Origin of the sequence: Natronogracilivirga saccharolytica (assembly GCF_017921895.1) — a bacterium.
GTDB lineage: Bacteria > Bacteroidota > Rhodothermia > Balneolales > Natronogracilivirgulaceae > Natronogracilivirga > Natronogracilivirga saccharolytica.
In genome coordinates this window covers 39,461-53,328 of sequence record NZ_JAFIDN010000008.1, presented here as the reverse complement: position 1 = coordinate 53,328, position 13,868 = coordinate 39,461, and the positions used below count along the sequence as shown (strand labels likewise).

8 protein-coding genes are annotated in these 13,868 nt (G+C 48.8%); 5 read left to right on the top strand and 3 right to left on the bottom strand.

The window, feature by feature from the left end; translation table 11 throughout:
• Positions 1-26 precede the first annotated feature (26 nt).
• Positions 27-1,070 carry a DNA-3-methyladenine glycosylase family protein gene (locus NATSA_RS10555; protein ID WP_210512411.1) on the top strand — a complete coding sequence of 348 codons (1,044 nt, stop codon included), beginning with the start codon at positions 27-29 and terminating at the stop codon, positions 1,068-1,070.
• A gap of 5 nt (positions 1,071-1,075) precedes the next feature.
• Here NATSA_RS10555 and NATSA_RS10550 read toward each other — a convergent pair whose 3' ends face one another.
• Complete coding sequence (locus NATSA_RS10550; RefSeq protein ID WP_210512409.1) at positions 1,076-4,450, bottom strand: amidohydrolase family protein; 3,375 nt, start codon at positions 4,448-4,450, stop codon at positions 1,076-1,078.
• A 234-nt stretch (positions 4,451-4,684) separates the two neighbouring features.
• Here NATSA_RS10550 and NATSA_RS10545 point away from each other — a divergent pair, with 234 nt between their 5' ends.
• Positions 4,685-6,208: an MFS transporter gene (locus tag NATSA_RS10545; protein WP_210512407.1), complete on the top strand. Its 1,524-nt coding sequence runs from the start codon at positions 4,685-4,687 to the stop codon at positions 6,206-6,208.
• 120 nt (positions 6,209-6,328) lie between these two features.
• Here the strand turns inward: NATSA_RS10545 and NATSA_RS10540 are convergent, their stop codons facing one another.
• Positions 6,329-8,524, bottom strand: a complete 2,196-nt coding sequence (locus NATSA_RS10540) for a glutamine synthetase III family protein (RefSeq protein WP_210512406.1) — start codon at positions 8,522-8,524, stop codon at positions 6,329-6,331.
• Between the two features lie 240 nt (positions 8,525-8,764).
• On the opposite strand from NATSA_RS10540, the gene NATSA_RS10535 reads away from it, so the two are divergent.
• From NATSA_RS10535 to NATSA_RS10525, 3 genes are all read left to right on the top strand, one after another.
• Complete coding sequence (locus NATSA_RS10535; protein WP_210512405.1) at positions 8,765-9,643, top strand: 1,4-dihydroxy-2-naphthoate polyprenyltransferase; 879 nt, start codon at positions 8,765-8,767, stop codon at positions 9,641-9,643.
• A gap of 152 nt (positions 9,644-9,795) precedes the next feature.
• Positions 9,796-10,911: an o-succinylbenzoate synthase gene (gene menC / locus NATSA_RS10530; protein WP_210512403.1), complete on the top strand. Its 1,116-nt coding sequence runs from the start codon at positions 9,796-9,798 to the stop codon at positions 10,909-10,911.
• Entirely contained in the window at positions 10,908-12,482 is a 1,575-nt protein-coding gene (locus NATSA_RS10525; RefSeq protein WP_210512401.1) for a class I adenylate-forming enzyme family protein, read from the top strand. The genes menC and NATSA_RS10525 overlap by 4 nt, the downstream gene beginning before the upstream one ends.
• 68 nt (positions 12,483-12,550) lie before the next feature.
• Here NATSA_RS10525 and purB read toward each other — a convergent pair whose 3' ends face one another.
• On the bottom strand, positions 12,551-13,843 hold the full coding sequence (gene purB / locus NATSA_RS10520) for an adenylosuccinate lyase (protein ID WP_210512400.1): 1,293 nt from the start codon (positions 13,841-13,843) through the stop codon (positions 12,551-12,553).
• Between the last annotated feature and the right edge of the window lie 25 nt (positions 13,844-13,868).

Genomic DNA, 13,868 nt, shown 5'->3' with positions numbered 1-13,868 from the left:
GCAGACTGTTTCCGTCCCATAGTAAAATGGCTCAACATATCTGGAAAATTCCGTCACGTCCTCCTCACGATTTTTTCCTGTGTCTGGATGTCGACTCCTATTTTGATCATGAGCATCAACCGGAAGAACTGTTTGAACAGGGATTTACAAGACCCGTACCGCTTTCTGACAGGGATGTGCTGGTCACCATTTTCTTTAACGGGGATGTTGACTCACCCTCGTTCACCATCCGGGCACATGAATCACTCACTGATGCTGAGCAAGCAGAGGCTGACAGCATACTTCGCCGGATCCTGGGAACCGATCTTGATGTGACTCCCCTGTATGATCAGGCTGGAAACGATCCGGTACTGGCCGGCCCTCTCCGGGAGCTTTACGGCCTGAAGCGCATCAGTCGTGCAAACATTTTTGAAGATGCGGTCAATCGTATTATCCGGACTCAGATCAAACACAAGCCGACGGCCAGAAAAATGGTCCATGAGGTCCGCAATGCCTACGGCACGCGTCTTGAGAGCGGCAACAGGGTCATTCCTGCCTGGCCACGTCCTCAACGGCTTGTCTCAGCCGACCCCCGGGCCATGAAACAATACGGGCTGTCACTCAGAAAGGGTGAGTATCTGACAGAGCTGGCACACGAGCTGCTTCACGGCAGGCTTGCAGGTGGAGGCGGTCCCGAACCGGATACACATGCAGCAGAAGGAGTTGCGAACGATTCAAAACAATCTGCTGCTGACTCTCTTAAAGAAACATATAACAGGCTTGAACTGATGCCGCCGGAAGCGCTGTATGAAAGCCTGGTTTCCATCAGGGGTATCGGTCCGACAACCGCTCAGGATCTGATCCTTTTCCGAAACAGGTCAGACGGGTGGTTTGCCAGCCACAAACAGAAAGGACAGGAAAAAGCCGTTCGCCGCTGGATCATCCTTGCCTATGGAGGAGATCCGGATCATTGCAGCGAAGAAGCGTTCCGCCGGATGATTAAACCCTGGCAGGGCTTTGAAGCCGCGGCACTGGAGTTTTTATATGTCAACTGGGTCTTATCGGAAAAAAAGCAGGCACAGCACCTCTGAACAAATCACCTTTCAAACCGAAACGGCTTTCTCTCCGATTCTCGGGGAAACAACTCATTCAGATTGCTGTCCCAGACCCGGCCGTTCTTGACCACCATGTATATTGATTCCGAGTAGGCAATATCATCCAGCGGATTCTGATTCAGAACGATGAAATCGGCCAGTTTGCCGGGTTCGATGGACCCAAGATCATCAGCCAGTCCGATATAATCGGCTCCGTGAATAGTCGCCGCCCGCAAGGCTTCCATTTCTGTCATGCCACCCTGAACCAGCATCCAGAGCTCCCAGTGTGCAGCCAGTCCCTGCAGCTGACCATGGGCACCAAGCTGTACCCTGCCTCCTGCCCTTACAACCTGCCTTGCCGAACGCGCCAGTTCAAAATGATAGAACTCCTCATCCGGGACCTTGAGCCTTCTGCGTGATCTTGCATCAACTACATGGCGCGGAACAAACTGAAGCAGCCGCCGGTTTTCAAAAACATTTTCTTTCTGATACCAGTAGTTTTCGCCCCAGATCCCTCCGTATCCGACCACCAGAGTCGGTGTATATCCCACATTGGAAACGCCAAGCAATGCCAGCATGTCGGTTCGAAGCGGTGCGACCGGAATGGCGTGCTCGATACCTGTGTGGCCGTCTATGATCATGGTGATATTGTGCTGCAGCATGGATCCTCCCTCCGGGAAAACATTCAGCCCCACCTCCCTGGCAGCTTCCAGCACCCACTGCCGCTGATCACGGCGCGGTTGGTTATAGCTCTTTACCGATGTCGCACCTACGGCACGATGTCGTTTTAAATGATAACGGGCGTCGTCAAGGCTTTCGATTATGGCACGGTTCGGATTTTCGGCGCCATACAGAATATAGCCGGTAGAGTAAATCCGGGGACCGGTCATGCGTCCCGACTTTACCTGTTCCGCCAAAGCAAACACCGACTGCGTACTGGCCGACGGGTCGTGTGTTGTCGTCACTCCGTAAGCAAGATTGGCCTCGTACTCCCAGAGCCGGTCGGGAGTAATGTCCAGCGTCGTATAGCCCATATGTGCATGAACATCCACTATACCAGGCATAATAGTCTTTCCGTAAACATCAAAAACCCTGGCGTCATCCGGAATGTTTATTTCATCCATCGGACCGACTTCAAGGATGCGGTTATCCTCTACCAGAATCGTCCCGTTTTCGATAACCTCTTCGCCGTCCATGGTTATGATACGTGCATTCTGATAAGCCGTTATTCCGGATGGTTTGTCAACCGGAAGTTCAAGTTCCACGGTAAAAATATCCGGATCGTAGGTTACATTACCAGCTCTCCAGTCATCACGGTTTTCTTCATTTTTCTCCGGGAGATTCTTTCTGTCAAAGAGCGGGCGCACCTGCTGCCGGTATACCGCATCACCCAAAGCAAAAACAACATCGCGGGAATCTGCTGACCAGCTGATCCAGTCTCCTCCGTAGCGAGTAATTTTTCTGGTCGGGATGGATTCGCTTCCCGCCGAAATTTCAAGCGGGTCACCGCCGGCCCGCGGCATCGGAGCTACATAGATGTTGTGCATGTCCTTAAATGCGATGTAACGGGTATCGGGTGAAAGCAGCAATTCTTCTGCTGTTTCACTTTTGACATGATACGTGTCATCGCTGCCGTCAGGTTTAATGCTGGACAAGCGCGTTTCCCCGTCCTTGGTCTCGAAGTAGTACAGCCTTGATCCGTCAAAACTCCATTGCATCCGCGGCATGCGCCGGTTGGCACCTCTGTTGGGTGTTTCGGTGACATGTGTTATCTCACCTGATTCGAGATCTTTTAACTTGATATTTAGGAAGAACTCGGAGCTCATGTTTTTTCCGCGGTTGACGATTCCGCTGCCCTGCAGAAAGGCAACTTTATCGCCGTCAGGAGAGAATACCGGATTGGCATACTGATCAGGCTGCGATGTCAGCTGGGTTACATCATCCGGCCGGTCAAGCCGGACCTTTTTCACATGGCCTCCGGCTTCATCATCCCAGGTTGTGTAAACCACATACCTGCCGTCATCGGATACCGATGGCGCATATTCCAAATGACCTTCTGATTCCGTGATCCGCTCAGGTTTTCCGTCAGGCAGATCCATCCTGTAAATGTGCCCGGCCGCCTGGAATATCAGTTGTTCTTTATCCGGTGTCAGCGACGGCCAGCGTATCATTCTCGAACGAAAAGTATCATCCGCAACCGGAAAATCGAACGAAACGGCATCGGCGATCTTCTTTTCAACCATAACCTCGAATGGCACCGGGGTCACGGAACCGGTTTCAACCTCAATGCGGTTAATTTTCCCGTCAAAAGATATGATAATCTGTTCATTGTCGGGAGTCCAGGCAAAGGCAGGATAAAGACCGTGAATTGCCCAGGTTTCCTGCTGATCAAGATCAAGTCCGTCATAAAGAACACGTTCTCTTCCGCTTTCAATATCACGGATCATCAATGCGGATTTGTTCCCGATACGCCGGACAAAAGCCAGTTTTTCTCCATCGGGTGAGGGTGTGGGACGCACTCCTCCTCCGGTTGCTCTGGTTACAGGATCTTTACGCCCTGTTTGCCGGTCAAACCGGTTGATTTGGTAAATTCCTTCATGAACGTCGCGGTTGTAATCAAACGGTCCGGAAAAGCTGTAATAGAGCCAGCGGCCGTCGGCAGAAACTGCCGGTTCATTTTGATCAGAAGTCCAGCTCTCCTTTTCGGTCAACTGCAGCCCGGTTCCGCCCTGCACGTGGTACATCCAGATTTCACCGGCTCCGAGAGATCGTGTCCCCGTAAAGTGCTTCCTTGCAACAATATAATCGCCGTCAGGCGTCCAGAACGGTGAGCTGAGCAGGCGAAATGATTCATCGGTTATGGCGCGCCGGTCGGACCCGTCGGCATTCATCAGCCATATATTGTCACCGCCGCCGCGATCGCTGGTAAAGGCAATGATTTCCCCGTCCGGACTGTAGCGCGGCTGCATATCGAAAGCCGCTCCGCCGGAGAGCAGTTCAGCCTCGCCTCCGCTCAGCGGAATTCTGTAGATATCTCCAAGCAGATCAAAAACGATGTACTCCCCGTCCGGACAGACATCCAGGTTCATCCATGTTCCTTCGTCGGTCTCAAAGCGGATGTCGCGCGTCGGCCACTCATCCCACTGATCACCTTCTACTTCCCAGTGATCATCCGGTTTTGTTACATTGTCATCATCATCCCGGCTGTTATCCGCTTCTTCATTGTCATTGGAACCCGGAGTTCTGGTGTTCACAGATTCATTGTTTCCGGAGTAAAAAGAATACAATCCATCCGGGATCTGATGCGGAGCGTTGCTGTTTGTGCTGCCACCAAATGCCGAAAGTAATATTAAGGTAACCAGTGAAATCATATTCATTTTGTTTGCAATAATATTAAAAACCCGAAAATACCTGTTTAAGATACAAAAAAATGCGTGCATGCCTAATGGTGGCGTATAAATGAGCACAAAATCAGGGTTCTGATTACTTTGTGCAATCGCTTTGAGATTGTATTTTAGGAGAAATTTTTTTTCGATCTTGTTTTACCAACTAATTGTCTTTTTTCATCACATTTGATCGCTTAGCCGTGATCTGTACAATTTTGATTCACCATGTTAGAGATTCAAAAGCGCCTTTCGAACTCATTTTATGCGATCCTCGCGTTACCGGCAACAGCCATGGGGTTTGCACTTTCAGTGCAGATTGCCGCACTCAGCTGGCTGCTGACCTATGAATACGGATTGCAGATTACGGATATCGGACTTGTATGGGCTACCGGACCTATTGCGGGTATCATCGGACAAGTCATAATCGGTATCATAAGTGATAACGTCTGGGTCTGGAACGGGCGAAGGCGTGCCTTTATAGTCATCGGAGGTGTGCTGGCTTCGTTGATGCTGCTGGCACTGCCGAACATTGGTGTGATTCAGGCCGGACTGGGCATTGAGGCCATACTCGGTATTGCCATTGTTGTTTCAATGGTGCTGGATTTATCCATCAACGTATCCTTTAATCCCACGCGATCTATAATCGCAGATGTTACACCTGAGGGGCGGGAACGGACAAAAGGATATGCCTGGATGCAGACCGTTTCGGGTACCTTCGGAGTACTTTCCTATTTTATCGGAGCGGTATTAGGTAATATTTTCCTGCTCTATTTCGGGGTCTTCCTGGTGTTTTTCTTTTCCGTGATACCGCCGTTTTTCATAAAGGAGCCCAAGTACCTCGGTCGCTATGGAGAAAGCGAGGAAGATATTGCCAGAGAATTAGCTCAACAAAAGAAAGATGATGGTGAGAAGATTAACGATGCTTCCCTTTACCGCATTCTGATCAGTATTCGTCCCCTGTGGGGCTTTTTGGGTTACGGAATATATGCCATTGTAAAACGGCTCAGCGGTTTTGAGTTTCCGGGATATTATTTTGAACTGATTGCACTGGCCGTGACCATATATCTGATCGGGGAAGCATTATTCAAATCTGAAGAGGGAAAGACCCGTGAAGAAGCAGGAAAAATTGGATTTCAGAAAGTTCTGGCAGCGCACTCATTTTCCTGGATCGGTGCGCAGAGCATGTTCATCTACTTTTTTGCATTCGTTGATTTCCGGATGCCGGAACTGAGCAGTGACGATGTGGGAAGTGTGGTAAACTGGAGTTTCTTTTCGCTTAATGTTGTTGCTGCGATCATTCCTGTGCTCGCACTTGAACCCCTTGCCAATAAGTTCGGCCGCGTCAGAACTCACGCAACCGCTCTGGTCTGCATGGCCGTCGGTTATGCCCTTATATTTGTACTGGCTGATACTCCCTATGTTCTCTATATCATGATGCTGGTAGTGGGCATTGGCTGGGCTTCTATCATCAGTCTTCCGTTTGCCATTATGTCGCAAAAAATTGCTCAGAATCAGATGGGACTTTACATGGGGCTATTCAACCTGTCGGTTGTGCTCCCGCAGCTTGTTTCAAGTTTTGCGGTGGGTGATATCGTGGAAGCAGTGGATAATAAAGCGGTTCTGCTGGTAATCTGTTCCCTGACCGTAGCGTTCTCCGCGGCAGCCTGGTATCTGGTTAAAGAGCCGAAAGATGAAATGACTGAAAACCCGGCACTCATCGATGAAAAAATAGAAGAGAAGCTCGGATAGGCGGCCGGAAGTACCCGCCTGAACGCTTGCGGATGCGCCCTGCCGGGCGCACCAAAATAAAAGCCCGGCCTGCTCTCACAGAACCGGGCTTGCTCTTTCCTCCTGTTGCGTCAAGAAGACTTATTTTACAAAAAGCATCTCACGATAAGAGGGCAACGGCCAGTAATCATCCGGAACCAGCTTTTCAAGCTTGTCGGCAATCTCCCTTACCTTGTTCATCTCGGGCAGAACTACTTTGGAGAGATGGGTCGCTTTTTCGGGAATTGTATCGCCGCCAAGATCTTCATTCACTTCACGAAGCTTGTCGACGGCCTTAAGCAGATTTGCAAGTTCTCCGTTGACCTCTTCGGCAAGAGTTTTGGTTGACGCAATATCGAGTCCCGTTGTCTTGCCCCGGTCATTAACTGCAATGACTTCATTGAGATACCGGATAGTAGCAGGAACAATCATTGTTCTGACTATATCTTCCGTGGTCTCGGCCTCGATATTGAGCTTGATGAAATACTGCTCAAGATATATCTCAAGGCGGGATTCCAGCTCACGATGCGAAAGAACATTATAGTTTTCGAACAGTTTGACGTTCTTTTCGTCTGTCAGTTGCGGAAGAGCGTCTAAAGTGGATTTCAAATTCAGCAAACCACGTTTTTCCGCTTCTTTCTGCCAGTCATCCGAATACCCGTCACCGTGGAAAAGGATATTTTCAATTTCAGTATAGGTATCCTTGAAGACCTCACGCAGGGCACTTTCAAGATCAGCACCGCCACTCAGCTTATTCTCTACCGCTGTGGAAAGCTCATCAATGGCTCCGGCTACGATTGTGTTGAGTATGGTTGTCGGGAATGAGACGGTTTGCTCTGATCCGACAGCTCTGAACTCAAACTTATTCCCGGTAAAGGCAAAGGGAGACGTTCTGTTACGGTCCCCGGCATGTTTGGGTATGGTTGGCAGCACTGGTATTCCCAGTCCCAGAAGTCCGCCGTCTTTTGACCCGGTTACCTCTCCTTTTTTAAGCTGCTGAACAACGTCTTCCAGCTGCTCGCCGACATAGGCAGAGATGATGGCCGGAGGCGCCTCATTTGCTCCGAGACGATGATCGTTTCCGGCACTTGCGATAGATGCACGAAGCAACCCCTGATAATCATGTACCGCTTTCAGGGTTGCAGTGAAGAAAAACAGAAACTGCCTGTTGTCATGCGGATTATCACCGGGTTCAAGCAGGTTCTGCCCTTTGCTGGTAACCATTGACCAGTTGGCATGCTTGCCGCTGCCATTCAGACCTGCAAACGGTTTTTCATGGAGCAAACATACAAGGCCATACTTTCTGGCTACCTTCTTCAGGGTTATCATCGTCAGCTGCTGATGGTCTGCCGCGATATTGGCCTTCTCAAAAACGGGTGCAATCTCAAACTGACCCGGAGCCACTTCATTGTGACGTGTTTTTACCGGGACGCCAACTTTATACAACTCTTTCTCTGCTTCGAACATAAACGAAAGAATACGCTCGGGAATGGAGCCGAAATAATGATCATCCAGCTCCTGTCCTCTTGGCGGTTTTGCACCGAAGAGAGTTCTGCCTGAAGTAAGCAGATCGGGTCGCCGGTAAAAGTACTCCTGATCAATCAGAAAATACTCCTGTTCATAACCGCCGGTGGCATTGACCCAAGTCAACTCTTCTTCGCCAAACAGCTTCAGTGCCCTTATGGCCTGCTTGTTCAGAGCTTCGACAGAGCGCAGAAGCGGTGTTTTGAAGTCCAGGGATTCTCCTTTCCAGGAAGCAAAAACCGTCGGAATACACAGAGTGGAACCATTGCCATTATCGATAATGAACGCAGGAGATGTGGGGTCCCATGCGGTATATCCACGTGCCTCGAATGTAGGACGGAGTCCGCCGCTCGGAAAGCTTGAAGCATCAGGCTCACCCCGCATCAGATCATTTCCTGAAAACTGGGTAATGGCACCACCGCCCTGGTTGGGTGTGATAAAACTGTCATGTTTTTCAGCAGTTGCACCCGTAAGCGGTTGAAACCAGTGCGTGTAGTGAGTAGCTCCTTTTTCCGTAGCCCACTCCTTCATAACAACAGCTACGGCATCTGCTACATCAAACTCCAGGGGCTCGTTGTCCCGGATGGTTTTTTTGAGCACTTTCCATACGGATTTCGGAAGACGCTCCTTGAGAGTGTCTATGGAAAGGCAGTTCTCGCCAAATATCTTGGCGATATTCATATCGATCTTGCCTGTCCCGTTTCTTTCGGTCAGCTTATCATCTGCCTTTGTCACTGCTTCCAGTGCATCAAATCGCTTATACGTTTTACTCATGAATCAATCACTTTAAATTTTGGTTTCGCTTCGTTCATAACGATAGCACAATATAAATCATTCAACAAAAATATCCATATTTTTTTAATCAATTATCATTCGGGGCTTTACTATTTCATTCTATTTGGCATTTTTGACTTACAGTGTTTAAAAAAGCGCTTTCAGGCGGGATTGAATCACGAACGTCTCATGTTTTCCTTACATTAAGCAAAATTAAAATTTTCTAAATTTCAGTATTTCATGAATGTTCTTGTTTGGGTTGAAGCTGCCCGGCTCCGGACCCTGCCCGCTTCTCTTATTCCCGTTATGGTTGGCGGCACACTTGCCTGGCAGCACGAGCAGCTCTACTGGCCTGCCACTGTTGTCGCTTTGTCATGCGCTGTTTTGATCCAGATTGCAACGAACTTTGCAAATGACTATTTCGATTACCGCAGCGGCGCTGATGCTGATGATCGTGTAGGCTTTACCAGGGCATCTTCCAGCGGGGCCATATCACCCGGCACCATGCTGACTACAGCATTAAGTACCTTTTTCGCAGCTTTTCTGCTCGGACTTTATCTCGTTCTTCATGCCGGTCTGCCCATACTTGTAACAGGAATTCTTGCTATTGCTGCGGGCATCATGTACACCGGTGGTCCCTTTCCACTTGCATACAATGGTCTCGGAGATCTCTTCGTCTTTCTTTTTTTCGGTTTTGCCGCTGTAACAGGAACGTATTATGTGAATACACTGCAATGGTCAGAACAGGCACTCTGGGCTTCAGTTGCTGTCGGGTCGCTGTCTACCATGATACTTGTTGCCAATAACTACCGGGATGTGCACAGCGATCGTCGGGCGGGTAAAAACACACTTGTCGTCATTTTTGGAGAACGATTTGCCCGATGGCAATTCACCATTCTTGCCCTGCTTCCATTTACCATACCGCCTCATTTTTTTTTCCGCGAAGAGTACGGTTTCCTTATTTTTTTACCTATGATCCTGTTGCCCTGGGCAATTTATATCATACGCTGGTTCCATGTCGAAAATCGCAAGGAAGCTTTTAATGACATACTGGTTCAAACAGCGCAGTTCATGACTGCTTTCGGAATTCTGTTCAGTGCAGGTATTGCACTTGGATGAAGGAACATGCTTGCATGCTGATCTGTTTTGTACCGGTTAAATTCACAACAATAGCTGTTGCCCCGCATGATATGCCTGCTCAGCCAGAAAAATTCCTGATATGTTTAACCTGCCTGTAATTATTCGATTGTGAATCTGAGCCAACTATACTCATGAGCAAATTGTGCTTATTCAGTTACCGGATCCCCTTCCGCAAGCCTTTTCAAAACGCAGCGGGTGTTATTAACTATCGTGAAGGATTTATAATGGGTGACGGCAACCGGATCTGGACTGAAATTGCCCCGCTCCCCGGTTTTTCTTCTGACAATCTTCAGGACGCCTGGGCCTTTTTGAAAAACAACCATCCCGCCATTCAGGATCACTTCAACAACAGGACTCTTTCCCGTTACCTTCGAGAAAAAAATACCAGCACGGGACTTAAAAAATTGCCTTCAGTTGCGTTCGGCTTGTCCCTGCTTCACGAGCAGCAGGCGGCTTGTGACCGGAAAATGTCCCTGTTTCAGCACTGGACCGGGGAAAAAACGGACAGCGGTATCAAATGCAATGCTGTTTGCGGATTATCTGACTTGCCTGATGTTCTCTCTCAAATTTATGAATTCAGCAGCAACGGCTATGAAACCATAAAGCTCAAAATTCCGGGAGATGCAGCGGAAGCAGAGAGTTACATTCTTAACATCTGCGATAAATTCCCCGGTGTAACATTCCGGTTTGATGCTAATGCCATGCTGTCCCGAACCGATACTCATAAGCTCCTTCAGAAACTCGGAAAGCATCTGGCCGGAGGAGCTTTAGATAATCTTGAGTACATTGAAGAGCCCATTAAGTGGAAAAAACTGCAGGATATTCATGATCTGAAGACATACGGAATAGCCATTGCTGCCGATGAGTCTGTCCGCAGTGCAGAAGCGATCAGGAAGATTGCAAAATCAGGAGCTTTTGATGCATTTGTAATTAAACCCATGATTGCCGGCCCTTTCGACGAGTTGAAAATGATATGGCAAAACAGCACCACAACCGTTATTTCCTCTTCTCTGGAAACAGCCATCGGAAGGCAGCTTCTCGCCAATCTGTCCCTGTACCTGAATCACTTCAGAAATAACACGCACGGTCTGGCAACCGGACACATGCTGGCCAGCGACCTCGGGTCAAATTTGATGCCGGATCGTCCCGAAATATCCATTCCGGATCTGCCGGGAGCCGGGTTTTCCGGAATTGTTACGTTGGAAGAGCAGAACTCCGAAACAATAAAAATTGAGCGGATCTTATGAGCCATCCGGTTACCGCAAATATGATCAAGCGCAGCAATACTGTCTTGCTGACGGACGGACGACGTGTGATGTATTACCGCGATCTGCCTGAAGTCCTCCGGAATGCAAGGGAGGCCCTGCCCGCGCTTTCAAAACAAAACCGTTCTCTGGGAATTGACATAACGGACAGATGGAATGCTTGTCTTTGGATGATTTACTGCTGGATTGAGGGAATACCTTTTGTGCCGTTTAGTGAGATGAACTCCGAACCACTTGACCGTTTTCATCCCGGAGGGGTCATCTCCTCTGATGCTGCCTTCGACATAGCACCGAAAACAGTAAAAGAAAAACCAACAGCAGAAACAGCTGAAGATTCAGCGAAAGCATTAACAGCAGCATTAAATGAAGCATCAGCTGAAGCCTTATCAAAAACGTCTTCAGAAAAATCAGATGCTTCATCAGAACCGGCAGCTCCGTCTGAAACAGCCCTGCTAAAACAAACTGCCATCAGGGATCAAAAAGAGGGCATTTTTTGCGGGCTGCTGACTTCGGGCAGCAGTTCGAGGCCAAAAAAGGTGCCGTTGCTGCGCTCCAATATGATTGCGGCAGCCAGAAACGCTTTTGAAGCATCACCACCCGCCGGATCGCTCTGGGGGAACTGTCTTCCACTTCTTCATGCAGGCGGCATTGCCATTGTATTCCGTGCATTACTATCAGGTACAGGTATATTCATGTGGAGCAGTTTTGATCCGGAAAAAATCATCCGCGATGTCTCACTGCATCCACAAATCACTTCCATTTCACTGGTCCCCACAATGCTGAAGCGTCTCACGGAAAAAGCAGAGCAATCATCTCATGAAAATCTGTGGGATAATCTTAATAACGTTTTGGTTGGAGGTGGACCGGCAGATACAAAAGTGTTGAAAAAAGCCGAAAATTTGGGCCTGCCTGTCTGTTTCAGTTACGGGATGACAGAAACATGCGGACAAATTGCGGCGCAAAACAAGTCCGATGCGCGGATCCCCGGTTCTGTAGGAAAACTGTTCAACGATCACCAGATCCGGTTTGAAAATGAGGAAAGTTCGTCAGACGGGTCGAAAAGCGCTTCAGGCGAAATTCTGGTCAGGGGACCACAGGTTTTCCCCGGGTACATGAGTGATGACATTTTGTTGCCGGATGCACCCTTGAGCAGGAACGACCCATGGTTCCGGACCGGTGACTATGGACGAATGGAGTCTGACGGAACGCTTTTTATCGATAACCGGAGAAGTGACCTGATTATCTCCGGCGGCGAAAATGTAAGTCCGGCAGAAGTGGAAAGTAAAATGATGTCGAGCGGATTTTTTGATGATGTCGCAATAACAGGAGTTGCTGACCCGGAATGGGGACAGCGGGTGGTAGCCCTTGTATCACCTGCGAAAGGTTCTGAAGGTCTTCCGAATGATATCATCCATAAGGCCTCGAGTAAGCTTAAACCCCATCAAAAACCGTCGCAGTATTTTGTTGTATCGTCTCTTCCGAGAAATGCGATGGGCAAGCTTGACAGACCGAAGCTGCAGAAGCTTGCCTTGAAACTTTTCAGCCGCTTGTAATCAAGTACTCTGGCCCGGTCCTGATGCAGTTGTTACGGAAATGCACGTCAAGGACAGCCCGCGCCCTGTTATAAGCCGGCTCTGTCAAAAATGATATCCACATTCCGGATATGGTAGTTTAAATCAAAAACCTTTTCTAACTCATTTTTGCCAAGCACACTTGTGATTTCATCACTTTTTTCGACCAGCTCGCGGAATGGTTTCCGGTTTTCCCAGGCATCCATGGCCAGAGGCTGTACAATATCGTATGCCTGCTCCCGGGACATGCCTTTCTCTACCAGTTTGAGCAGCAGTTGCTGCGAGAATACCACACCATGCGTTTTATCAATATTGGCCCTCATGTTTTCAGGGTACACAACAAGATTACTGACCACCCCGGCAAACCGGTGCAGCATATAGTCAAGCAAAATCAATGCATCGGGAATGATGATTCTTTCAGCAGATGAATGGGAAATATCACGTTCATGCCACAGAGCAATGTTTTCAAAGGCGGTGGTCATGTATCCCCTGAGCACCCGGGCGCAGCCGGTGATATTTTCGGAGCTGACCGGATTTCTTTTGTGGGGCATGGCAGACGAGCCTTTTTGCCCTTTTTTAAACTGTTCTTCTGCTTCCCTGACTTCGGTCCGCTGAAGATGTCTTATCTCAACAGCAATTTTCTCCAGGCTGGAACCGATTAAAGCCAGTACAGACATGTAATGTGCATGCCGGTCTCTCTGAAGAGTCTGAGTGGAAACCGGTGCCGGTGACAGTCCGAGCAATTCGCAGGTATACGATTCAACTTCAGGTGGTATATTTGCGAATGTACCAACAGCCCCGGACAGTTTTCCGAATTCGACTGCTTCCGAAGCCTGATCGAAACGGGTTCGGTTGCGTTTCATTTCTTCAAACCAAAGCGCACATTTCAAACCGAACGTTGTTGGCTCAGCATGTATGCCATGGGTACGGCCCATCATGACGGTATTCTTGTGCTCTCTTGCTTTATCGGCAAGCACATCAATTATATAATCCAGTCCGTTCCGGATAATTTCATTCGCTTTTCTCAGTCGCAGCCCCAAAGCGGTATCAACAACATCGGTTGATGTCAGCCCGTAATGGACCCACTTTTTTTCATCGCCCAGAGTTTCGGAAACCGCTCTGGTAAAAGCCACCACATCATGCCGGGTCTCTTTTTCAATTTCATGAATACGTTCAATATCAAATCCGGCATGTTTAAAAAGCTTTTGCACATCCTCTTCAGGTATAACACCCAATCTGCTCCAGGCCTTGCATGCAGCCAGCTCTACATCAAGCCATGCCTGAAACTGTTGTTCTTCGGTCCAAACCGACGCCATTTTCTCACGAGCGTATCTTTCAATCATAATTATACTTGCGTTTCTGATGTTC

What these genes read in the sequence shown, in the direction of transcription:
- NATSA_RS10555 (WP_210512411.1), top strand. Translation starts at nt 27, where the DNA reads ATGGCTCAACATATCTGGAAAATTCCGTCACGTCCTCCTCACGATTTT.
- NATSA_RS10550 (WP_210512409.1), bottom strand. Translation starts at nt 4,450, where the DNA reads ATGAATATGATTTCACTGGTTACCTTAATATTACTTTCGGCATTTGGT.
- NATSA_RS10545 (WP_210512407.1), top strand. Translation starts at nt 4,685, where the DNA reads ATGTTAGAGATTCAAAAGCGCCTTTCGAACTCATTTTATGCGATCCTC.
- NATSA_RS10540 (WP_210512406.1), bottom strand. Translation starts at nt 8,524, where the DNA reads ATGAGTAAAACGTATAAGCGATTTGATGCACTGGAAGCAGTGACAAAG.
- NATSA_RS10535 (WP_210512405.1), top strand. Translation starts at nt 8,765, where the DNA reads ATGAATGTTCTTGTTTGGGTTGAAGCTGCCCGGCTCCGGACCCTGCCC.
- menC (WP_210512403.1), top strand. Translation starts at nt 9,796, where the DNA reads ATGAGCAAATTGTGCTTATTCAGTTACCGGATCCCCTTCCGCAAGCCT.
- NATSA_RS10525 (WP_210512401.1), top strand. Translation starts at nt 10,908, where the DNA reads ATGAGCCATCCGGTTACCGCAAATATGATCAAGCGCAGCAATACTGTC.
- purB (WP_210512400.1), bottom strand. Translation starts at nt 13,843, where the DNA reads ATGATTGAAAGATACGCTCGTGAGAAAATGGCGTCGGTTTGGACCGAA.